The organism is Rahnella laticis, assembly GCF_015644585.1.
Classification (GTDB): domain Bacteria; phylum Pseudomonadota; class Gammaproteobacteria; order Enterobacterales; family Enterobacteriaceae; genus Rahnella; species Rahnella laticis.
This window is the reverse complement of the sequence record NZ_JADOBI010000014.1, coordinates 42,364-60,959: the sequence shown is the minus strand read 5'-3', so window position 1 is coordinate 60,959 and position 18,596 is coordinate 42,364. Positions and strand designations below refer to the sequence as shown.

The window sequence follows — 18,596 nt, the reverse complement described above, 5'->3', positions numbered from 1 at the left end:
GGATGATTCGCTTTGAACAGGTCAGTAAAGCTTATCTGGGCGGACGACAGGCGCTTCAGGGCGTCAATTTTCACATCCAGCAAGCGGAAATGGCATTTCTGACCGGACACTCTGGCGCGGGTAAAAGTACCCTGCTGAAGTTGATTTGCGGCATTGAGCGCCCGAGCGCCGGGCAGATTTTGTTTGGCGGCCACGACATCAGCCGCCTGAAATCCAGCGAAGTGCCGTTTTTGCGCCGTCAGATTGGCATGATTTTTCAGGATCACCATCTGCTGATGGATCGCACGGTGTATGACAATGTGGCGATGCCGCTGATTATTTCCGGCGCCAGCAGTGAAGATATCCGCCGTCGCGTTTCGGCGGCGCTGGATAAAGTCGGGTTGCTGGATAAAGCCAAAAACCTGCCGATTCAGTTATCCGGTGGTGAACAACAGCGCGTGGGCATTGCCCGCGCCGTCGTGAACAAGCCTGCGGTGCTGCTGGCGGATGAACCGACCGGTAACCTCGACGGCGAATTGTCGGAAGGCATTTTGCGTTTATTCGAAGAATTTAACCGGGTTGGCGTCACCGTTCTGATGGCAACACATGATGTGGGCCTGATTGCCCGCCGTAATTACCGCACGCTGACGCTGAGTCAGGGGCGTATGTCGGGAGGGGTTTACTGATGGCAAACAGCCCAAACCCGGCGAAAACCGCAAAAAGCGCCCGCGCTGCGAAAAGCAAAGCGTTGCAGGGTGGCTGGCGCGAACAGTGGCGTTACGCGTGGATGAACGCGCTGGCGGACATGCTTCGCCAGCCGCTGGCAACTTTGCTGACGGTCATGGTGATCGCCATTTCCCTGACGCTGCCAAGCGTGTGTTATCTGGTGTGGAAGAACGTCAGTTCGGCGGCTGAGCAGTGGTATCCGACGCCGCAGCTGACGGTGTATCTCGACAAAGCGCTGGATGACGACGCGGCAGAAAATGTGGTGAAAACCCTCAAAACCGAAGCGGGTGTGGATAAAGTCAATTATCTCTCCCGTCAGGAAGCGATGGGCGAATTCCGCAACTGGTCAGGCTTTGGCGGCGCAATGGATATGCTCGAACAAAATCCGCTGCCTGCCGTGGCTATCATCACGCCAAAAATGAATTTCCAGGACTCCGCCACGCTGAACACCCTGCGCGATCGCGTGGCGGCTGTTCACGGTGTGGATGAAGTGCGTATGGATGACAGCTGGTTTGCCCGCCTTGCGGCGCTGACCGGTCTGGTGGGGCAAATTGCCGCAATGATTGGCGTGCTGATGGTGATCGCTGTCTTCCTGGTAATTGGTAACAGTGTGCGACTGAGTATCTTCAGCCGTCGCGATACCATCAACGTTATGAAGCTGATTGGTGCGACCGATGGCTTCATTTTGCGGCCATTCCTAAACGGTGGCGCGATGCTCGGTTTTACCGGCGCGCTGTTGTCGCTGATCCTGTCGGAAGTGCTGGTACTGCGCCTTGAGAGCGTGGTGACGCAAGTCGCGCAAGTGTTCGGCACGACCTTTGATCTGCACGGTTTGGGCTGGGACGAAAGTCTGTTGCTGCTGATCGTGTCCGCAATGATTGGCTGGATTGCGGCGTGGCTGGCGACCGTTCAACATTTACGGCGATTTACACCACAGTAGCGAGAGTTTGCTATAATGTCCCCCTGCTGCTCAGTCATTGTGTCTCAGGGGGAAGCTGTTTTCGGCCTTTCCGCCACATCATTTCCCTGCTTTCTCCGCAATGGCACAAATTCACTATCCAATAGTCAGTCTGTCACATACAGTCGTCAGACTGTTGAATCCGGCCGTGAACTTTATGTAAAATTCGGGGTCGAAGAGCAGCGGATATTAAGGGCTCGGCGTTGCTTCTGTGGTCGCCAGATGGCACACAGCGTAGCGGTATCATCCCGCAGCAACGTGGTATAAAACCTGCACAACGTCATACATGAGAGGCTTTTGAATGACTAACGAAATGCGCACTTTAGCATTAGTACCCCAAGGTAGCCTGGAAGCCTATGTTCGGGCAGCCAATACTTATCCTATGCTTACCGCAGAGGAAGAACGGGCACTGGCTGAGCGGCTGCATTACGACGGTGACCTGGACGCAGCGAAAGAGCTGATCCTGTCTCACCTGCGCTTTGTTGCTCATATTGCCCGCAACTATTCAGGCTACGGTTTGCCACAGGCAGACCTTATCCAGGAAGGTAACATCGGCCTGATGAAAGCGGTTCGCCGTTTTAATCCGGAAGTCGGTGTACGTCTGGTCTCCTTTGCGGTGCATTGGATTAAAGCAGAAATTCACGAATACGTACTGCGCAACTGGCGCATCGTGAAAGTCGCGACGACGAAAGCACAGCGTAAGCTGTTCTTTAACCTGCGTAAAAACAAACAGCGTCTGGGCTGGTTCAGCCACGACGAAGTGGAGCACGTTGCCCGCGAACTGGGTGTGACCAGCAAAGATGTGCTGGAAATGGAATCGCGCATGGCCGCACAGGACATGACGTTCGACCCGACACCGGACGACGAACCACGCGACGGCGCCGCGATGGCACCGATGCTGTATCTGCAAGATAAAAGCTCTGACTTTGCAGAAAGCATCGAAGAAGATAACTGGGATCGCGATGCGACAGACAAACTGAGCTACGCGCTTGAAGGTCTGGACGAACGCAGCCAGGATATCATCCGTGCCCGCTGGTTAGATGACGATAACAAATCGACTCTGCAGGAACTGGCCGATAAATACGGTGTTTCAGCAGAACGTGTTCGTCAGCTTGAAAAGAACGCGATGAAGAAACTGCGTCTGGCGATTGAAGCCTGATACGACAGCTTTCTGAAACAAAAAAGCGACCTTCGGGTCGCTTTTTTTTATGCCTGAAATTCAGCGCGGATTAGTGCTTCTTCCAGATATTCCCTGTCAGGGAAAAACCGCAGGCCTGCATAAAGGTATCGGTCACGGCTTCGCCATCGGACGGCATTTCCCAGCTTTTGACCTGCGGCAGTTGCGCCTGCAAATCTTCCATCAGATACAGCCCGACGCCGCGGCGCCGCGTCACTTCGCGAACCCGCAGATCCCTGAGCTCGCCGTGGTCGCCATTCAGCCGGACTTTCACCGCGCCAAGAATGCGCTCGTTAAACACGGCGGCGAACAGCGCGTGGTGTTCGCTCAGGCTGCCTTGCCAGTCACTTTCCGTCTGTTCAGGCCAGACTTTTGCCAGATCGATAAGATCCTGCGGGCTGAGCGAAGTGAGTTTTTGGATGGTTAATTTCATGATGTGGACGGTCAGAAAAAAGAGGCGTTTAGTGTAGCGGATCCGTCTGAAAATCGGGCGTAACTTTTTTTGTACAGTAACAGGTTGAAAACTTTTTCAGCGATCCCTGTATAAGCGATAAATGTTGGCTTTAATCAATAATGCCAGCGTTAACGGCTGATTGTTTAAAAGGGAACCGATTTTCCATCCAAATAAAATTCTGTTTACACCTCATATTTCTGACTGTGCTATTTGATTTGCAGAAGAAAATTCCTGTTTAATGATATGAATTATAAAGTCTTATTCGAAAATAAGGCGAAATAAGCCGGTAACTCATTATTACTTATACTAAATTTCTTAAGTGATGATGTTTTGAACAGGCAGGCAAAGAGCAAACCACAACACACATCAAACGGGGTAATCGGATGAAAGTAACTAAGGGTAAGATCTGGCTGGCAGGGTGTATTGCATTAGCAATGAGTCAGGCGGCATTCGCAAAAGATATCAAAGTCGCCATCGTTGGTGCTATGTCAGGTCCGGTCGCCCAGTATGGTGATATGGAGTTTACAGGGGCTAAACAAGCGATCGCAGACATCAACGCCAAAGGCGGCGTGAAGGGCGACAAACTGGTTGGTGTCGAATATGACGACGCATGTGATCCGAAACAAGCGGTCGCCGTTGCCAACAAAGTGATCAACGACGGTATCCGTTACGTGATTGGCCACCTGTGTTCATCCTCAACACAGCCGGCTTCAGACATCTACGAAGACGAAGGCGTTCTGATGATTACGCCAGCCGCGACCAACGCAGACCTGACCACCCGCGGTTACAAAATGGTGATGCGTACCACCGGTCTGGACTCCGATCAGGGCCCGACCGCCGCAAATTACATCCTCAACACCATCAAACCAAAACGTATTGCGGTTGTGCATGACAAACAACAATACGGCGAAGGCCTGGCCCGTTCCGTACAGGACGCGCTGAAAAAAGGCGGCGGCAACGTCGTACTGTTTGAAGGTATCACCGCAGGCGACAAAGATTTCTCAACGCTGGTTGCACGTCTGAAGAAAGACAACGTGGACTTCGTCTATTTCGGCGGTTACTACCCGGAAATGGGCCAGATCCTGCGTCAGTCCAAACAGGCTGGTCTGAATGCGAAATTCATGGGGCCGGAAGGCGTGGGCAACTCCTCACTGTCTAACATTGCCGGTGATGCGTCCGAAGGTATGTTCGTGACCCTGCCAAAACGTTATGACCAGGTTCCGGCTAACCAGCCAATCGTTGATTCCCTGAAAGCGAAGAAACTGGATCCAACCGGTCCGTTCGTCTGGACCACCTACGCTGCATTGCAGGCGCTGACCACCGGTATGGAACGTAGCGGCAGCATGGAACCGGCAGACATTGCTAAAAACCTGAAATCAGCTTCCGTGGACACCGTAATGGGCCCGCTGAGCTGGGATGAGAAGGGCGATCTGAAAGGATTCGAATTCGGTATCTTCGAGTGGCATAAAGACGGTACGTCTACCCCTATCAAATAAAAACCGCAACAAAGTGGTCCTCCGCTCCCTCCCCTGCGAAGGGGAGGGTTGGGGTGGGGTATTAATGGCAACTCAATCGTTTGCATAACCCCCTCCCGGCCTCCCCCTTCGCAGGGGGAGGAGTAGCACAAGTCATCAAACCCTTGATTAATAAGGATAGGGTATGTCAGAGCAGTTCCTCTATTTCATTCAGCAGATGTTCAACGGTGTGACGTTGGGCAGCACTTATGCGCTGATCGCCATTGGTTACACCATGGTTTACGGCATTATCGGCATGATCAACTTCGCCCACGGCGAGGTGTATATGATCGGCAGTTATGTCTCCTTTATCGTGATTGCCGCCCTGATGATGATGGGTATCGATGCCAGCTGGTTGCTGATCGGTGCCGGATTTATCGCGGCGATTGTGATTTCCAGTGCGTACGGCTGGAGTATTGAACGCGTGGCGTATAAGCCTGTGCGTAACTCCAAACGTCTTATTGCACTGATTTCTGCCATCGGGATGTCAATTTTTCTTCAAAACTACGTCAGCCTCACGCAAGGCTCACGCGATCTGGCGTTACCAAGCCTGGTCACCGGCCAGTGGAAACTCGGCGAAGCGAACGGCTTTGCGGCGACCATCAGCACCATGCAACTGATTATCTGGGTCGTGACCTTTATCGCGATGCTGGCGCTCACGCTGTTCATCCGTTATTCCCGCATGGGGCGCGCGTGCCGTGCCTGCGCCGAAGACCTCAAAATGGCCAGCCTGCTGGGGATCAGTACTGACCGCGTGATCTCCCTGACTTTCGTGATCGGCGCATTAATGGCGGCGGTGGCGGGCGTTCTGCTCGGGCAATTCTATGGCGTGATTAACCCGTACATCGGCTTTATGGCCGGGATGAAAGCCTTTACCGCCGCGGTTCTGGGTGGCATCGGCAGCATTCCGGGCGCGATGATCGGCGGCCTGATTCTGGGCGTGGCCGAAGCGCTGACGTCGGCGTATCTGAGCACGGAATACAAAGATGTGGTGTCCTTTGCACTGCTGATTGTGGTCTTGCTGGTGCTGCCAACCGGTATTCTGGGTCGTCCGGAGGTGGAAAAAGTATGAAGCGCCTGAATCTGTTAAACGCGCTGGTTTCCGCTTTCGTTCTGCTGGTTCTGGCTGCGTTCATTATGGGGCTGCAACTGAGCCTGGATGGCACCAAACTGGTGGTGAACGGCGCGGGCGAAGTTCGCTGGATGTGGATTGCGATTGGCTGTGCGATTGTTTTCGTGTTTCAGCTGTTCCGTCCGCTGGTGAGCAGTGGCCTGAAAAAAGTCTCCGGGCCGGGCTGGGTGTTGCCCAGTTTTGACGGCTCAACGCCGAAACAAAAATTGCTGGCGCTGGTGCTGATTATTGCCGCCATCGCTTGGCCGTTTATCGTCTCGCGCGGCACGGTGGATATCGCCACGCTGACGCTCATCTACATCATGCTGGGTCTTGGCCTGAACGTGGTGGTCGGATTGTCGGGTTTGTTAGTGCTGGGTTACGGCGGTTTTTACGCTATCGGCGCTTACACCTATGCGCTGCTCAACCACTATTACGGCATCGGTTTTTGGGAAGCGTTACCGCTGGCGGGGCTGGTTTCTGCGGCGTTTGGTTTCCTGCTCGGGTTCCCTGTTCTGCGGTTGCGGGGCGACTATCTGGCGATTGTGACCCTCGGGTTTGGCGAAATCGTCCGTATTTTGTTGCTCAACAATACCGAACTGACCGGCGGGCCGAACGGCATCAGCCAGATCCCCAAACCGACGCTGTTCGGGCTGGAATTCAGCCGGACACCGCGCGACGGCGGCTGGGATACCTTCAGCAACTTCTTCAATGTGACCTACGATCCGAGCGACAGGATTATTTTCCTGTACATGGTGGCGCTGCTGCTGGTGCTGGTGACGCTTTTCATCATCAACCGCCTGCTGCGTATGCCGCTGGGCCGCGCGTGGGAAGCGCTGCGTGAAGACGAAATTGCCTGCCGTTCACTGGGGCTGAATCCGACCCGCATCAAACTGACCGCGTTCACCATCAGCGCCGCGTTTGCCGGTTTTGCCGGTACGCTGTTCGCCGCGCGTCAGGGGTTTGTCAGCCCGGAATCCTTCACCTTTGCGGAATCCGCTTTCGTGCTGGCCATCGTGGTGCTCGGGGGAATGGGCTCGCAGTTTGCGGTTATTCTGGCGGCCATTTTACTGGTGGTTTCCCGCGAACTCATGCGTGACCTCAACGAATACAGCATGTTGCTGCTCGGTGCCTTAATGGTGCTGATGATGATCTGGCGTCCGCAGGGCTTGCTGCCGATGAAACGTCCGCAGCTGAAACTCAAATTGTCTAAAAAACAAATCGCCGATCAGGGGGAACAGGCATGAGCACGCAACCTCTGTTAGCCGTTGAAGGTTTGATGATGCGTTTTGGCGGCCTGCTGGCGGTCAACAACGTGGCGCTGAACCTCAATCAGGGCGAAATTGTTTCCCTTATCGGCCCGAACGGGGCCGGTAAAACCACGGTATTTAACTGCCTGACCGGTTTCTACAAGCCGAGCGGCGGCACCATCAAGCTGCGCGATCAGCATCTTGAAGGCCTGCCGGGGCAGAAAATTGCCCGTATGGGCGTGGTGCGAACCTTCCAGCACGTCCGCTTGTTCCGCGAAATGACGGTGATTGAAAACCTGCTGGTCGCGCAACATCAGCATCTGAAAAGTGGCGTTCTGGCCGGTCTGCTTAAAACGCCGGGATTCCGTCGTGCAGAAGCCGAAGCGCTGGATCGCGCCGCCGACTGGCTCGAACGCGTGGGCTTACTCGAACTGGCGAACCGTCAGGCCGGTAATCTGGCGTACGGCCAGCAACGCCGTCTGGAAATCGTCCGCTGTATGGTGACGCGGCCGGAAATCCTGATGCTCGATGAACCCGCGGCCGGTCTGAATCCGCGTGAAACCGAAGAGCTGAACCAGCTGATTGCCGAACTGCGTAACCAGCACAACGTCTCGGTCCTGCTGATTGAACATGACATGAAACTGGTGATGGGCATTTCCGACCGTATCTACGTGGTGAATCAGGGTACGCCGCTGGCGCAGGGCACACCGGCTGAAATTCGTAATAATCCTGACGTGATCCGTGCCTATTTAGGCGAAGGTTAATGGGCGAAGGCTAAGAGGCAGAACAAGATGTTGTCATTTAATCAGGTATCCGCCCATTACGGCAAAATCCAGGCGCTGCATGAAGTCAGCCTGAGCATTAACAAAGGGGAAATCGTCACGCTGATCGGCGCGAACGGCGCGGGGAAAACCACGCTGCTCGGCAGTTTATGTGGCGAACCGCGGGCGTCGCACGGCGCGATTATTTTCGAAGGCCAGGACATCACCCAATGGCAGACCGCCAAAATCATGCGTGGCGATATCGCGATTGTGCCGGAAGGCCGTCGCGTATTTTCGCGGATGACGGTGGAAGAGAATCTGGCGATGGGCGGTTTCTTTGCGACGCGCGATCAGTATCAGTCACGTCTGGAACGCGTGTATACGCTGTTCCCGCGTCTGAAGGAGCGCCGTCTGCAACGCTCCGGCACCATGTCCGGCGGCGAGCAACAGATGCTGGCGATTGGCCGTGCGCTGATGAGCCAGCCGCGTTTACTGCTGCTCGACGAGCCGTCGCTCGGTCTGGCGCCGATCATCATCCAGCAGATTTTTGACACTATCCAGCAACTGCGCGAAGAAGGGATGACCATCTTCCTGGTCGAGCAAAACGCCAATCAGGCGCTGAAACTCGCCGATCGCGGTTATGTGCTGGAGAACGGTCATGTGGTGCTGGAAGACACCGGCGCGGCATTACTGGCGAACGAAGCGGTGCGTGCGGCCTATCTCGGCGCATAAATCCGCTTTGGATTTCGAAAATCTGTGATAAATCTAGTAAACCGCACGGCAAGCGCTTTGCGGTTTTTATTTTGCCTATAAATTAACATCTCTCACATTCTAATAACTTTGCACATCTTCAGGAAGATTTCATGAACACAGAAGGTTTACTCGCCGCCCGTATGGTCAGGCTTAAAAGTTCAGCCATCCGGGAGCTGCTGAAACACAGCAAAATGGAAGGCGTTATTTCACTGGCGGGTGGTATTCCTTCTTCGGCGCTGTTTGATTTTGACGGTCTGCGTCAGGCGACGCAGCAGGCGATCACGGAACAGCCGGAGCACGCATTCCAGTATGGCCTGACCGAAGGCAGTTATACGCTGCGTGAGCGTATTGCTGAGCTTTGTCAGGAACGCGGCGTGGTGGCAAAACCCGATGATATCGTGGTGACCGCCGGTTCCCAGCAGGCGCTGGATCTGGTGATGCGCGCGGTAGTGAATCCGGACGATATTTTTGTGGTAGAGCGCCCGACCTATCTGGCCGCACTGCAAACGCTGGAACTGGCCGAGGCGAATATCCTTTCCGTCGGCACCGACGGCGACGGCATGATTGTCGATGAGCTGGCCGAACTGCTGAAAACCCGCAAAATTAAAGGCGTGTATCTGGTGCCGACGTTCGGCAACCCGAGCGGCGTGACCCTGAGCCGCGCGCGTCGTGAACAGCTGGTTCAGCTGGCGGCGAAACATGAATTCCTGATTGTGGAAGATGATCCGTACGGTGAACTGCGTTTCACCGACGAACGCCAGCCAACGCTGTTTGAGCTCTCGAAAGCGCTGTTTGGCCATGCCGACAACATCATTTACACCTCAACGTTCTCCAAAATCCTGGCACCGGGCCTGCGTCTGGGCTGGGTGATTATGCCTGACTGGCTGTTGCACAAAGTCGCCATCATCAAGCAGGCAGCCGATTTGCACGCCAGCGCGCTGTCACAGTCGATTGCAGAATGCTATCTCGGTCTGGGGCGTTTGCCTGCGCAAATCGAAACGATCCGTGCCGCGTACAAAAAGAAATGTCAGATTCTGGCGGAGCTGCTGGAACGCGAACTGGGCGACGTGCTGACGTTTGAATACCCGAAAGGCGGCATGTTCCTGTGGGCGCGTTTCCGCGAGCCGCGTAACTGCGCTGAGTGGATGAAAAAGACGCTGGAGCAGGGCGTGGTGTTTGTGCCGGGCGAGTTCTTCTATGCCGATAATCCGGATCACTCGACCTTCCGTTTGTCGTTCGCCACCGCGACCGAAGAGCAGATGCACGAGGCCGTTGCCCGCCTGAAACGCGCGCTGTAAAACCCCCGGATTTCCCTTCTTTATAAGGCGCATCGCTCACCCGATGCGCCTTCTTTTTTGCCATCTGTTCGTCACCTGCACTTCATGCTGCTGTAACGTTAATGTCATTTAACTGTTATTTATCTGTAATTTAGCCGTGTCATGTTACCTCCGCATAAAAACGTTTCTCAATACCCCATTTATCTCTGCCCCTTTTACACCAGCAGAATTCAGGAGACAGGCATGTTCATCAATCTCAAAAAAACGGTCATCGGCACCGCGCTGACGCTGGCTTTCAGCGCCAACGCTTTTGCTGTAACAGAAATTCCTTTCTGGCATTCCATGGACGGCGAATTAGGTAAAGAAGTGAACTCGCTGGCCGACCGTTTTAACCAGACGCACCCCGATGTCAAAATCGTGCCTGTCTACAAAGGTAAATACGACGAAAGCCTGGCTGCCGGTATTGCGGCATACCGCACCGGTAATGCGCCTGCTATTTTGCAGGTTTACGAAGTGGGCACCGCGACCATGATGGCGAGCAAAGCCATCAAACCGGTCTACGAAGTGTTCAGCGATGCCGGCATTAAAGAAGACGTTTCCCAGTTTGTGCCGACCGTCTCCGGCTACTACTCCGATTCCAAAGGCCGCCTGTTATCGCAGCCTTTCAACAGCTCCACGCCGGTGTTGTATTACAACAAAGATGCCTTTAAGAAAGCCGGCCTGAACCCGGATCAGCCGCCAAAAACCTGGCAGGACATGGCGGTTTACACCCAGAAACTGCGCGAAGCGGGCATGAAATGTGGCTATGCCAGCGGCTGGCAGGGTTGGATCCAGATTGAAAACTTCAGCGCCTGGCACAGCCTGCCGATCGCGACCAAAAATAACGGTTTCGATGGCACTGATGCGGTTCTGGAATTCAACAAACCAGAGCAAATCAAACACATCCAGATGCTCGAAGACATGAACAAAAAAGGTGATTTCACCTATTTTGGTCGCAAAGACGAATCCACCGCCAAGTTCTATAACGGCGATTGCGCGATGACCACCGCCTCTTCCGGTTCTCTGGCCGATATCCGTCAGTATTCCAAATTCAACTACGGCGTAGGCATGATGCCTTACGACGCAGACATCAAAGGCGCGCCACAAAATGCCATCATCGGCGGTGCAAGCCTGTGGGTGATGAACGGTAAAGACAAAGACACCTACAAAGGCGTTGCCGAATTCCTGCAATTCCTGACCACGCCGGAAATCGCTGCTGAATGGCACCAGAAAACCGGTTATCTGCCGGTGACAACGGCCGCGTATGAGCTGACCAAAAAAGAAGGCTTCTACGAGAAGAACCCGGGTTCTGACGTTGCCACCCGCCAGATGCTGAACAAACCGCCATTGCCGTTCACCAAAGGTCTGCGTCTGGGCAACATGCCACAGATTCGTACCATCGTGGACGAAGAACTGGAAAGCGTCTGGAGCGGCAAGAAGACAGCTAAAGAAGCGTTAGATACAGCGGTACAGCGCGGGAATTTATTACTGCGTCGCTTCGAAGCCTCTACCAAGTAATTTTCTTGCTCCTCCCCCTGCGAAGGGGGAGGTCGGGAGGGGGTTTAGCAAACGACTGAGTTGTCATTAATACCCCACCCCAACCCTCCCCTTGCAAAGGGGGAGGGAGCAAAACAGCCTCCCCCTTTGCAAGGGGAGGAGCTAAACCCGTCACCGTATCAACGAGTAAACCATTATGAGTTCACACCGTCCCGGTTTTGGTTGCAGCTGGCTGCCTTACGCACTGGTATTGCCGCAACTGCTGATCACCGCGATATTCTTCCTGTGGCCTGCGGGGCAGGCGCTGTGGTATTCGGTGCAGACACTGGATCCGTTCGGGCTTTCCAGCACTTTTGCGGGCATGACGAACTTCACGCAGCTGTTTCAGGATCCGTACTATCTCGACTCCTTCTACACCACGCTGAAATTCAGCTTTATGGTGGCCTTTTTCGGGCTGGTGCTGTCGCTGTTTTTCGCCGCGCTGGTCGATCACGTTATTCGCGGCAGCCGGATTTATCAGACGCTGATGATCCTGCCGTACGCCGTTGCACCCGCCGTGGCTGCCGTATTATGGATGTTCCTGTTCAGCCCCGGCCTTGGCCTGATTTCGCATTTCCTCGGTTCTATCGGTTACAACTGGAACCACGCGCAAAACAGCGGTCAGGCGATGTTCCTGGTCGTGCTCGCGTCGGTCTGGAAGCAAATCAGCTACAACTTCCTGTTCTTTCTGGCGGCGTTGCAGTCGATCCCGAAATCGCTGGTGGAAGCGGCCGCCATCGACGGCGCAGGCCCGGTGCGACGTTTCTTCAATCTGGTGTTACCGCTGATTTCGCCGGTCAGTTTCTTCCTGCTGGTGGTGAATCTGGTGTACGCCTTCTTTGATACCTTCCCGGTGATTGACGCCGCGACAGGCGGTGGCCCGGTTCAGGCAACAACGACCCTGATTTACAAAGTCTACCGCGAAGGTTTCTCCGGTCTGGACTTATCCAGTTCCGCCGCGCAGTCCGTCATTCTGATGATGCTGGTGATCGGCCTGACGTTCATTCAGTTCCGCTTTGTCGAGCGTAAGGTGCGTTACCAATGATTGAAAACCGCAGAGGGCTGGATATTTTCAGCCACCTCATGTTGCTGCTCGGCGTGCTGGTGATTTTGTTCCCGCTGTACGTCGCGTTTGTGGCGGCGTCGCTGGATAACAAACAAATTTTCGACGTGCCGATGACGCTGATCCCCGGCGGCCATTTGTGGGAAAACATCAGCACCATCTGGACGCAGGGCGCAGGCAACAACAGCCCGGCGTTTGGCCGCCTGCTGATCAACAGCTTTATTATGGCGATGGTGATTACTGTTGGGAAAATATCGGTCTCGATGCTTTCGGCTTACGCGATTGTCTATTTCCGTTTCCCGCTGCGTAACCTGTTCTTCTGGCTGATTTTCATGACGCTGATGCTGCCGGTGGAAGTGCGTATCTTCCCGACCGTTCAGGTGATCGCCAATCTGCATATGCTCGACAGCTACACCGGCCTGACGTTGCCGCTGATGGCGTCGGCAACGGCGACGTTTCTGTTCCGCCAGTTCTTCATGACCCTGCCGGATGAGCTGCTCGAAGCGGCGCGTATCGATGGCGCGGGCGCGATGCGCTTCTTCTGGGACATCGTGCTGCCGCTGTCCAAAACCAACCTGGCCGCGCTGTTCGTCATCACCTTTATCTATGGCTGGAACCAATATCTGTGGCCGATTCTGATCACCAGCGATGCCTCGATGGGCACGGCGGTGGCGGGGATTAAAAGCATGATCTCCTCAGGCGACGGCTCGACCCAATGGAATCAGGTGATGGCAGCCATGATCCTGACCTTATTGCCACCGCTGGCGGTGGTGCTCCTGATGCAGCGCTGGTTTGTGCGCGGTCTGGTAGACAGTGAGAAGTAAACCGAAATGGCAAATTTGAAATTACAGGCAGTGACCAAGTCTTACGACGGCAAAAACCAGATTATCCAGAGCATTGATCTGGACGTGGCCGACGGCGAATTCATCGTGATGGTCGGGCCTTCCGGCTGCGGGAAATCCACGCTGCTGCGCATGGTGGCGGGGCTTGAGCGCACGACGTCCGGCGATATCTACATTAACGACCAGCGCGTCACCGATCTGGAACCGAAAGATCGCGGCATTGCGATGGTGTTCCAGAACTACGCGCTGTATCCGCACATGAGCGTGTTCGACAACATGGCGTACGGCCTGAAAATTCGCGGTTTCGGCAAGGCGCAGATCCACGCGCGTGTGGAAGAAGCGGCGCGAATTCTCGAACTCGGCCCGTTGCTGAAACGCAAACCGCGCGAGCTTTCCGGCGGCCAGCGTCAGCGCGTCGCGATGGGGCGCGCCATTGTGCGGGAACCGGCAGTTTTCCTGTTCGATGAACCGCTTTCTAACCTCGATGCCAAACTGCGCGTGCAGATGCGCCTCGAATTACAGGATTTGCACCGCCGTCTGCGCACCACCAGTTTGTACGTCACGCACGATCAGGTTGAGGCGATGACGCTGGCAGAACGCGTTATCGTGATGAACAAAGGTATCGCCGAGCAGATTGGCACGCCGTCGGAAGTTTATCGCCGTCCGGCCAGCCTGTTTGTCGCCAGTTTTATCGGCTCTCCGGCCATGAACTTACTGCCCGGCCAGCTGACCACCGACGGCACGTCGCTGGTGATGGAAGGCGGTTTTGAGCTTCCGCTGCCGGTTCCGCGCCCGGAATGGGGCGGCCGCGAACTGACGGTCGGTATTCGTCCTGAACATATTCAGCTGACGGACGACACGCAAAACGGCATTCCGATGGTGCTTAATACGCTGGAATTGCTGGGCGCAGATAATCTGGCGCACGGCAAACTGGCGGGCAGCGGCGTTGTGGTGCGCTTATCGCATGAAGTATTTCCCACCGCAGGTTCGCTGTTGCGCTTGGTTTTCCCGGCGAAAGCGTTACACTTTTTCGATACCAACAGCGGATTACGGATGGAATGAACATGAAAGCCTGGCCTTATCCTCGCATTGTGGCGCACCGCGGCGGCGGTGCTCTGGCACCGGAAAACACGCTGGCGGCTATCGACGTGGGCGCGAAATACGGTCATACGATGATCGAATTTGACGCCAAGCTGGCGCAGGGTGGGGAAATTTTCTTACTGCACGACGATACGCTGAACCGCACCAGTAATGGCTGGGGCGTGGCAGGGGAATTGCCGTGGGAAAAACTCGAACGTCTCGACGCCGGTGACTGGTATGGCGCAGAGTTCAAAGGAGAAAAACTCCCGCTGCTGTCGCAGGTCGCCGAACGTTGTGCGCGCCATAACATGATGGCAAATATTGAAATTAAACCGACGACCGGGCTGGATGAAAAAACCGGAACCGACATCGCGCTGGCTGCCCGTGAATTGTGGAAAAACCAGGCCGTGCCGCCGCTGCTTTCTTCCTTTGAATTCGATGCACTGGTCGCCGCCAAAAAAGCCGCCCCGGAGCTTCCGCGCGGTCTCCTGATCGACTCATGGCATGAAAACTGGAAAGCCCTGACCGACGAACTCGAATGCGCGTCGCTGCATCTCAATCACAAACTGCTCAATGAAGAGCGCGTAAAAGCGATCAAAGCCGCCGGGCTGCATATTCTGGTGTATACCGTGAATAACCCGGACCGTGCCCGCGAGTTACTGCGCTGGGGCGTGGATTGCATCTGTACGGATAAGATTGATGTGATCGGGCCGGATTTTGAGTAAAGATTTTAAGTAAGCTGATGCTGCTAACAATTAAGGCGCGATAATCGCGCCTTAATTGTTTTCCGAAACAGAATAATCAGTGTTTCAGCAGACGCGGCAACTGGTTATCCAGCTCCAGCAGACAGGAATCCATATATTTCCCGGTAGTTTTGGTGACCAGCGCATAGTTGTTTGCACGCCAGTCGGCCAGAGGTGCTGCCACTACCGGCGGCGTACATTCCGCTATTACCCAGGCGGAGAACATATTCGCGTCTTCCGGTTTTTTGTAGAACTTAACGGTATAACGTAATTCGTAATCTGAATTGGCCGATGAAAGGTCTTTATAAACCAGCAGCCATTGTGCTGCGACAATATTCAGATTGTTTTTATACTGATAGCCGTTACCATTTTTTTCTAACCAGCGGGCAATAAGCGGCTTGGCTCTTGGTGTCAGATAAGCTGATGTCGGTTCCGGCAGGGCATCAATTTTAGTCCCTTTCAGATTTTCCTTACTGAACGTGTTTACCGCGATACCACCTGAAAGCACTGATGTCAGTACGTTAAGCCCGACGCCTGCGGCAGTATAAGCGGGCGTTACTTCACGCAAAACGACGTCAGGCGCGCGGTTATTATTTAAATCAGCCGAGGCGAAACCAGAATATAACCCGATGCTGCTGCCATTGGCGGCAGTGATTTTTTCTGTTTTAGGGGTGGAACAGGCGGATAATAATAAACTGGCAGTAACGACGGCAATCCCTGTTGAAGCTTTCATCTGATAATTTCCCTTTTTATTTTATAAATCACTGTCAAAGAATTTTAAATTGATATTTCGCTTATTGAGAATAAGACACAAGGATACATAACCCTGCGTTTTAGTGGCAGAGCTTATTTTTCCTTATCGGCCAGATAAACTAAAAACCTTAATAATAATTTTGATCAGAAGGGGATAATAAATTTCAGATCGTGATAGACGCAAAGTGAAATAATTTATTGAGGTAATGAAATTTGTGGGAATATTTTCTGAGTGGAAAGAGAGGCACCGCGTGCCTCTGCCGGTATTAAAAATTAAGGCGTCTGATTTAACTTCTGATTCAGCGTCTGGTTATTTTGCTGGATCTGCAACCGCTGCTGGTTGCTCTGAATCTGGGATTTCAGTTTGAGTTGCTGCTGTTGCTGGCTGCTGCGCAAATCCTGTTCCTGCTGACGCTTTTGCATCTGCTGATTAACCTGCTGTTGTTGCTGCATCCGTTGTTGTGACGGATTGGTCAGCAGCGGATCGTTAGGATTAGGCACCTTCTCGGCTGCGCTGGCGGCCTGTACGGCGAACAACAGCGGCAGGGCGGCGATGATTCCATGCATGAATTTCATTTGGTTATTCTCCATTTCCGGTCATTCCTTAAGTGTATGCCATCACACCAACGGGTGTGAGATTTCACGGCACGAATCCCTCAAAGCGTGGGGATGCTCTCGTTTGCTCTATAATTGACCATATGTAAACCACCTTCACGCGCCGCGGTTATCCGCATTCCGCTACAATCGTGCATCTCTTACATTTTAGGGCTCAACTGCCGTGCCTTTACTTATTATCACCACTATTTTGTGGGCCTTTTCGTTCAGCCTGATCGGGGTTTATCTGGCCGGACAGGTCGACAGCGTCTTTGCCGTGCTGGTCCGTTTGGGGCTGGCGGCACTGGTATTCCTGCCGTTCCTGCGCTGGAAAGGCCATCAGCTCACCACCATTTTGCTGTATATGGCGGTCGGCGCGATGCAGCTTGGCATCATGTATCTCATCAGCTTTGAAGCGTATCTGTACCTGTCGGTGCCGGAGTTCCTGCTGTTTACGGTGATGACGCCGCTGTACGTGACGCTGATTTATGACCTGATCAGCGGGCGCAAAATCCGCATTGGCTACGCGCTGAGCGCGCTGCTGGCGGTGGCCGGTGCGGCGATTATCCGTTACGACCACATCAGCGAACATTTCATCATCGGCCTGTTGCTGGTGCAGGCGGCGAACATCTGCTTTGCCATCGGTCAGGTAGGATATAAACGCCTGATGGAAACCCGCCCGATGCCGCAACACACGGCGTTTTCGTGGTTCTATATCGGTGCGCTGATGTGCGCCGTCGTGGCCTGGTTCCTGTGGGGAAATCCGCAAAAACTGCCGACCACGGATCTGCAATGGGGCATTCTGGTGTGGCTGGGGATTGGCGCGTCGGGGATCGGGTATTTCATGTGGAACTACGGGGCCACGCAGGTGGACGCCGGAACGCTGGGGATTATGAACAACTTCCACGTCCCGGCCGGGCTGCTGGTCAATCTGGCGATCTGGCAACAGCAGCCTCACTGGCCGAGTTTTATTATCGGCGCTGCGGTGATTATGTCCTCACTGTGGGTACACCGGCGTTGGGTCGTGCCGCGTCGCGAACAAACGGCAGATGATCGCACGCGTGCTGCCGCGCCGAACGAATAAACGCTTCGGTGACGGGCTGACGCTGCTCGCCGTCGCGCACGGCGGCGAACAGACGGCTCCATAAACCTTCGCCCAGGGTCTTAGTCACGACGAGGCCCTGGCGCTCAAAACTCTCCACGACCCAGTGAGGCAACGCCGCAATTCCCATTCTTGCCGACACCATCTGAATCAACAACAACGTGTTATCGACGCTTTTCAGCGACGGGCTGACGCCTGCCGGTTGCAGAAAATGCCGCCAGATATCCAGACGCTGACGCTGTACCGGATAAATCATCAGGGTTTCCGTACTCAGATCTTCCGGCGTAATCACGGTTTTAGCCGCCAGCGGATGATCCGGTGCCAGCACCAGACGGACTTCGTAATCGAACATCGGGGAATAGTGCAAACCGCTGCGCGGCAGAATATCGGAGGTCAGCACAATATCCAGCTCGCCCTGTTGCAGCGCCGGTTGCGGGTCAAACGTCACGCCGGATTTGAAATCCATCACCACATGCGGCCAGCTCTGGTGGAAGTTATCCAGCGCGGGCGTCAGCCACTGAATACAGCTGTGGCATTCAATCGCGATGCGCAGTGAAGTCTGGTGCGGCTCATTGCACGCCTGCAACGCCTGCTGGATTTGCGGCAGCACCTGTTCTGCCAGATTCAGCATGATTTCGCCCTGTGGCGTAAACCGCAGCGGCTGGCTTTTCCGCACGAACAACCTGAAACCCAGCCGTTGCTCAAGGTCGCTGAACTGGTGCGACAGGGCCGATTGTGTCTGATGAAGCTGCGAGGCGGCGGCGGCCAGTGACCCGGTGTTGCGCAGTGCTTGCAACGTTCGCAGGTGTTTCAGTTCGATCATGAGAGTCCTTCACTGTGACATGAATAATTTGCGCTTGTGGAATATACAGTACCTGCGGATT

General features: G+C 54.4%; 19 protein-coding genes. 15 read left to right on the top strand and 4 right to left on the bottom strand.

Annotation, left to right across the window (positions count from 1 at the left end; all coding sequences use genetic code 11):
• Nucleotides 1-2: 2 nt before the first annotated feature.
• The 3 genes from ftsE to rpoH all read left to right on the top strand — a co-directional run bounded on the left by ftsE (nt 3) and on the right by rpoH (nt 2,822).
• Nucleotides 3-665 (top strand): cell division ATP-binding protein FtsE, encoded by a 663-nt coding sequence (gene ftsE, locus IV433_RS22665; protein ID WP_195816054.1) that lies wholly within the window; start codon nt 3-5, stop codon nt 663-665.
• Complete coding sequence (gene ftsX / locus IV433_RS22660; RefSeq protein ID WP_195816053.1) at nt 665-1,645, top strand: permease-like cell division protein FtsX; 981 nt, start codon at nt 665-667, stop codon at nt 1,643-1,645. Before ftsE ends, ftsX begins: the two co-directional genes overlap by 1 nt.
• Nucleotides 1,646-1,964: 319 nt before the next feature.
• Nucleotides 1,965-2,822, top strand: coding sequence for an RNA polymerase sigma factor RpoH (rpoH, locus tag IV433_RS22655; RefSeq protein ID WP_152324796.1), 858 nt, complete (start codon nt 1,965-1,967; stop codon nt 2,820-2,822).
• Nucleotides 2,823-2,892: 70 nt separating this feature from the next.
• Here rpoH and panM read toward each other — a convergent pair whose 3' ends face one another.
• Nucleotides 2,893-3,273, bottom strand: a complete 381-nt coding sequence (panM, locus tag IV433_RS22650) for an aspartate 1-decarboxylase autocleavage activator PanM (protein ID WP_195816052.1) — start codon at nt 3,271-3,273, stop codon at nt 2,893-2,895.
• Between the two features lie 404 nt (nt 3,274-3,677).
• Here panM and IV433_RS22645 point away from each other — a divergent pair, with 404 nt between their 5' ends.
• The 11 genes from IV433_RS22645 to ugpQ all read left to right on the top strand — a co-directional run bounded on the left by IV433_RS22645 (nt 3,678) and on the right by ugpQ (nt 15,245).
• The gene (locus IV433_RS22645) at nt 3,678-4,790 is read left to right on the top strand and encodes a branched-chain amino acid ABC transporter substrate-binding protein (protein WP_101079415.1); all 1,113 of its coding nucleotides are present in this window, start codon (nt 3,678-3,680) and stop codon (nt 4,788-4,790) included.
• A 163-nt stretch (nt 4,791-4,953) separates the two neighbouring features.
• Complete coding sequence (livH, locus tag IV433_RS22640) at nt 4,954-5,880, top strand: high-affinity branched-chain amino acid ABC transporter permease LivH (protein ID WP_195816051.1); 927 nt, start codon at nt 4,954-4,956, stop codon at nt 5,878-5,880.
• On the top strand, nt 5,877-7,166 hold the full coding sequence (locus IV433_RS22635; protein WP_195816050.1) for a high-affinity branched-chain amino acid ABC transporter permease LivM: 1,290 nt from the start codon (nt 5,877-5,879) through the stop codon (nt 7,164-7,166). The genes livH and IV433_RS22635 overlap by 4 nt, the downstream gene beginning before the upstream one ends.
• Nucleotides 7,163-7,933, top strand: coding sequence for a high-affinity branched-chain amino acid ABC transporter ATP-binding protein LivG (gene livG, locus IV433_RS22630; protein WP_195816049.1), 771 nt, complete (start codon nt 7,163-7,165; stop codon nt 7,931-7,933). Before IV433_RS22635 ends, livG begins: the two co-directional genes overlap by 4 nt.
• A 27-nt stretch (nt 7,934-7,960) precedes the next feature.
• Nucleotides 7,961-8,662 (top strand): high-affinity branched-chain amino acid ABC transporter ATP-binding protein LivF, encoded by a 702-nt coding sequence (gene livF / locus IV433_RS22625; RefSeq protein ID WP_195816048.1) that lies wholly within the window; start codon nt 7,961-7,963, stop codon nt 8,660-8,662.
• 131 nt (nt 8,663-8,793) lie between these two features.
• Nucleotides 8,794-9,981 carry an aminotransferase-like domain-containing protein gene (locus IV433_RS22620; protein ID WP_195816047.1) on the top strand — a complete coding sequence of 396 codons (1,188 nt, stop codon included), beginning with the start codon at nt 8,794-8,796 and terminating at the stop codon, nt 9,979-9,981.
• A gap of 222 nt (nt 9,982-10,203) precedes the next feature.
• Nucleotides 10,204-11,517, top strand: a complete 1,314-nt coding sequence (gene ugpB / locus IV433_RS22615) for a sn-glycerol-3-phosphate ABC transporter substrate-binding protein UgpB (protein WP_195816046.1) — start codon at nt 10,204-10,206, stop codon at nt 11,515-11,517.
• Nucleotides 11,518-11,692: 175 nt separating this feature from the next.
• Nucleotides 11,693-12,580: a sn-glycerol-3-phosphate ABC transporter permease UgpA gene (gene ugpA, locus IV433_RS22610; RefSeq protein ID WP_104924085.1), complete on the top strand. Its 888-nt coding sequence runs from the start codon at nt 11,693-11,695 to the stop codon at nt 12,578-12,580.
• Nucleotides 12,577-13,422: a sn-glycerol-3-phosphate ABC transporter permease UgpE gene (ugpE, locus tag IV433_RS22605; RefSeq protein WP_104924086.1), complete on the top strand. Its 846-nt coding sequence runs from the start codon at nt 12,577-12,579 to the stop codon at nt 13,420-13,422. The genes ugpA and ugpE overlap by 4 nt, the downstream gene beginning before the upstream one ends.
• 6 nt (nt 13,423-13,428) lie before the next feature.
• Nucleotides 13,429-14,502 (top strand): sn-glycerol-3-phosphate import ATP-binding protein UgpC, encoded by a 1,074-nt coding sequence (locus IV433_RS22600; RefSeq protein WP_195816045.1) that lies wholly within the window; start codon nt 13,429-13,431, stop codon nt 14,500-14,502.
• Nucleotides 14,503-14,504: 2 nt separating this feature from the next.
• Nucleotides 14,505-15,245 carry a glycerophosphodiester phosphodiesterase gene (ugpQ, locus tag IV433_RS22595; RefSeq protein WP_195816044.1) on the top strand — a complete coding sequence of 247 codons (741 nt, stop codon included), beginning with the start codon at nt 14,505-14,507 and terminating at the stop codon, nt 15,243-15,245.
• A 76-nt stretch (nt 15,246-15,321) separates the two neighbouring features.
• Here the strand turns inward: ugpQ and IV433_RS22590 are convergent, their stop codons facing one another.
• Both IV433_RS22590 and IV433_RS22585 read right to left on the bottom strand, forming a co-directional pair.
• Nucleotides 15,322-15,996 (bottom strand): hypothetical protein, encoded by a 675-nt coding sequence (locus IV433_RS22590; protein WP_195816043.1) that lies wholly within the window; start codon nt 15,994-15,996, stop codon nt 15,322-15,324.
• A 293-nt stretch (nt 15,997-16,289) separates the two neighbouring features.
• The gene (locus tag IV433_RS22585; protein ID WP_229893670.1) at nt 16,290-16,607 is read right to left on the bottom strand and encodes a DUF2756 domain-containing protein; all 318 of its coding nucleotides are present in this window, start codon (nt 16,605-16,607) and stop codon (nt 16,290-16,292) included.
• Between the two features lie 187 nt (nt 16,608-16,794).
• On the opposite strand from IV433_RS22585, the gene IV433_RS22580 reads away from it, so the two are divergent.
• Nucleotides 16,795-17,694 (top strand): carboxylate/amino acid/amine transporter, encoded by a 900-nt coding sequence (locus tag IV433_RS22580; RefSeq protein WP_101079403.1) that lies wholly within the window; start codon nt 16,795-16,797, stop codon nt 17,692-17,694.
• Here IV433_RS22580 and metR read toward each other — a convergent pair.
• Nucleotides 17,600-18,535, bottom strand: coding sequence for an HTH-type transcriptional regulator MetR (gene metR, locus IV433_RS22575; protein ID WP_195816042.1), 936 nt, complete (start codon nt 18,533-18,535; stop codon nt 17,600-17,602). The two genes, IV433_RS22580 and metR, sit on opposite strands and share 95 nt — an antisense overlap.
• Nucleotides 18,536-18,596 lie beyond the last annotated feature (61 nt).

Excerpts from the sequence above, each read along its gene's own strand:
- ftsE (WP_195816054.1), top strand. The coding sequence starts at position 3 with ATGATTCGCTTTGAACAGGTCAGTAAAGCTTATCTGGGCGGACGACAG.
- ftsX (WP_195816053.1), top strand. The coding sequence starts at position 665 with ATGGCAAACAGCCCAAACCCGGCGAAAACCGCAAAAAGCGCCCGCGCT.
- rpoH (WP_152324796.1), top strand. The coding sequence starts at position 1,965 with ATGACTAACGAAATGCGCACTTTAGCATTAGTACCCCAAGGTAGCCTG.
- panM (WP_195816052.1), bottom strand. The coding sequence starts at position 3,273 with ATGAAATTAACCATCCAAAAACTCACTTCGCTCAGCCCGCAGGATCTT.
- IV433_RS22645 (WP_101079415.1), top strand. The coding sequence starts at position 3,678 with ATGAAAGTAACTAAGGGTAAGATCTGGCTGGCAGGGTGTATTGCATTA.
- livH (WP_195816051.1), top strand. The coding sequence starts at position 4,954 with ATGTCAGAGCAGTTCCTCTATTTCATTCAGCAGATGTTCAACGGTGTG.
- IV433_RS22635 (WP_195816050.1), top strand. The coding sequence starts at position 5,877 with ATGAAGCGCCTGAATCTGTTAAACGCGCTGGTTTCCGCTTTCGTTCTG.
- livG (WP_195816049.1), top strand. The coding sequence starts at position 7,163 with ATGAGCACGCAACCTCTGTTAGCCGTTGAAGGTTTGATGATGCGTTTT.
- livF (WP_195816048.1), top strand. The coding sequence starts at position 7,961 with ATGTTGTCATTTAATCAGGTATCCGCCCATTACGGCAAAATCCAGGCG.
- IV433_RS22620 (WP_195816047.1), top strand. The coding sequence starts at position 8,794 with ATGAACACAGAAGGTTTACTCGCCGCCCGTATGGTCAGGCTTAAAAGT.
- ugpB (WP_195816046.1), top strand. The coding sequence starts at position 10,204 with ATGTTCATCAATCTCAAAAAAACGGTCATCGGCACCGCGCTGACGCTG.
- ugpA (WP_104924085.1), top strand. The coding sequence starts at position 11,693 with ATGAGTTCACACCGTCCCGGTTTTGGTTGCAGCTGGCTGCCTTACGCA.
- ugpE (WP_104924086.1), top strand. The coding sequence starts at position 12,577 with ATGATTGAAAACCGCAGAGGGCTGGATATTTTCAGCCACCTCATGTTG.
- IV433_RS22600 (WP_195816045.1), top strand. The coding sequence starts at position 13,429 with ATGGCAAATTTGAAATTACAGGCAGTGACCAAGTCTTACGACGGCAAA.
- ugpQ (WP_195816044.1), top strand. The coding sequence starts at position 14,505 with ATGAAAGCCTGGCCTTATCCTCGCATTGTGGCGCACCGCGGCGGCGGT.
- IV433_RS22590 (WP_195816043.1), bottom strand. The coding sequence starts at position 15,996 with ATGAAAGCTTCAACAGGGATTGCCGTCGTTACTGCCAGTTTATTATTA.
- IV433_RS22585 (WP_229893670.1), bottom strand. The coding sequence starts at position 16,607 with ATGGAGAATAACCAAATGAAATTCATGCATGGAATCATCGCCGCCCTG.
- metR (WP_195816042.1), bottom strand. The coding sequence starts at position 18,535 with ATGATCGAACTGAAACACCTGCGAACGTTGCAAGCACTGCGCAACACC.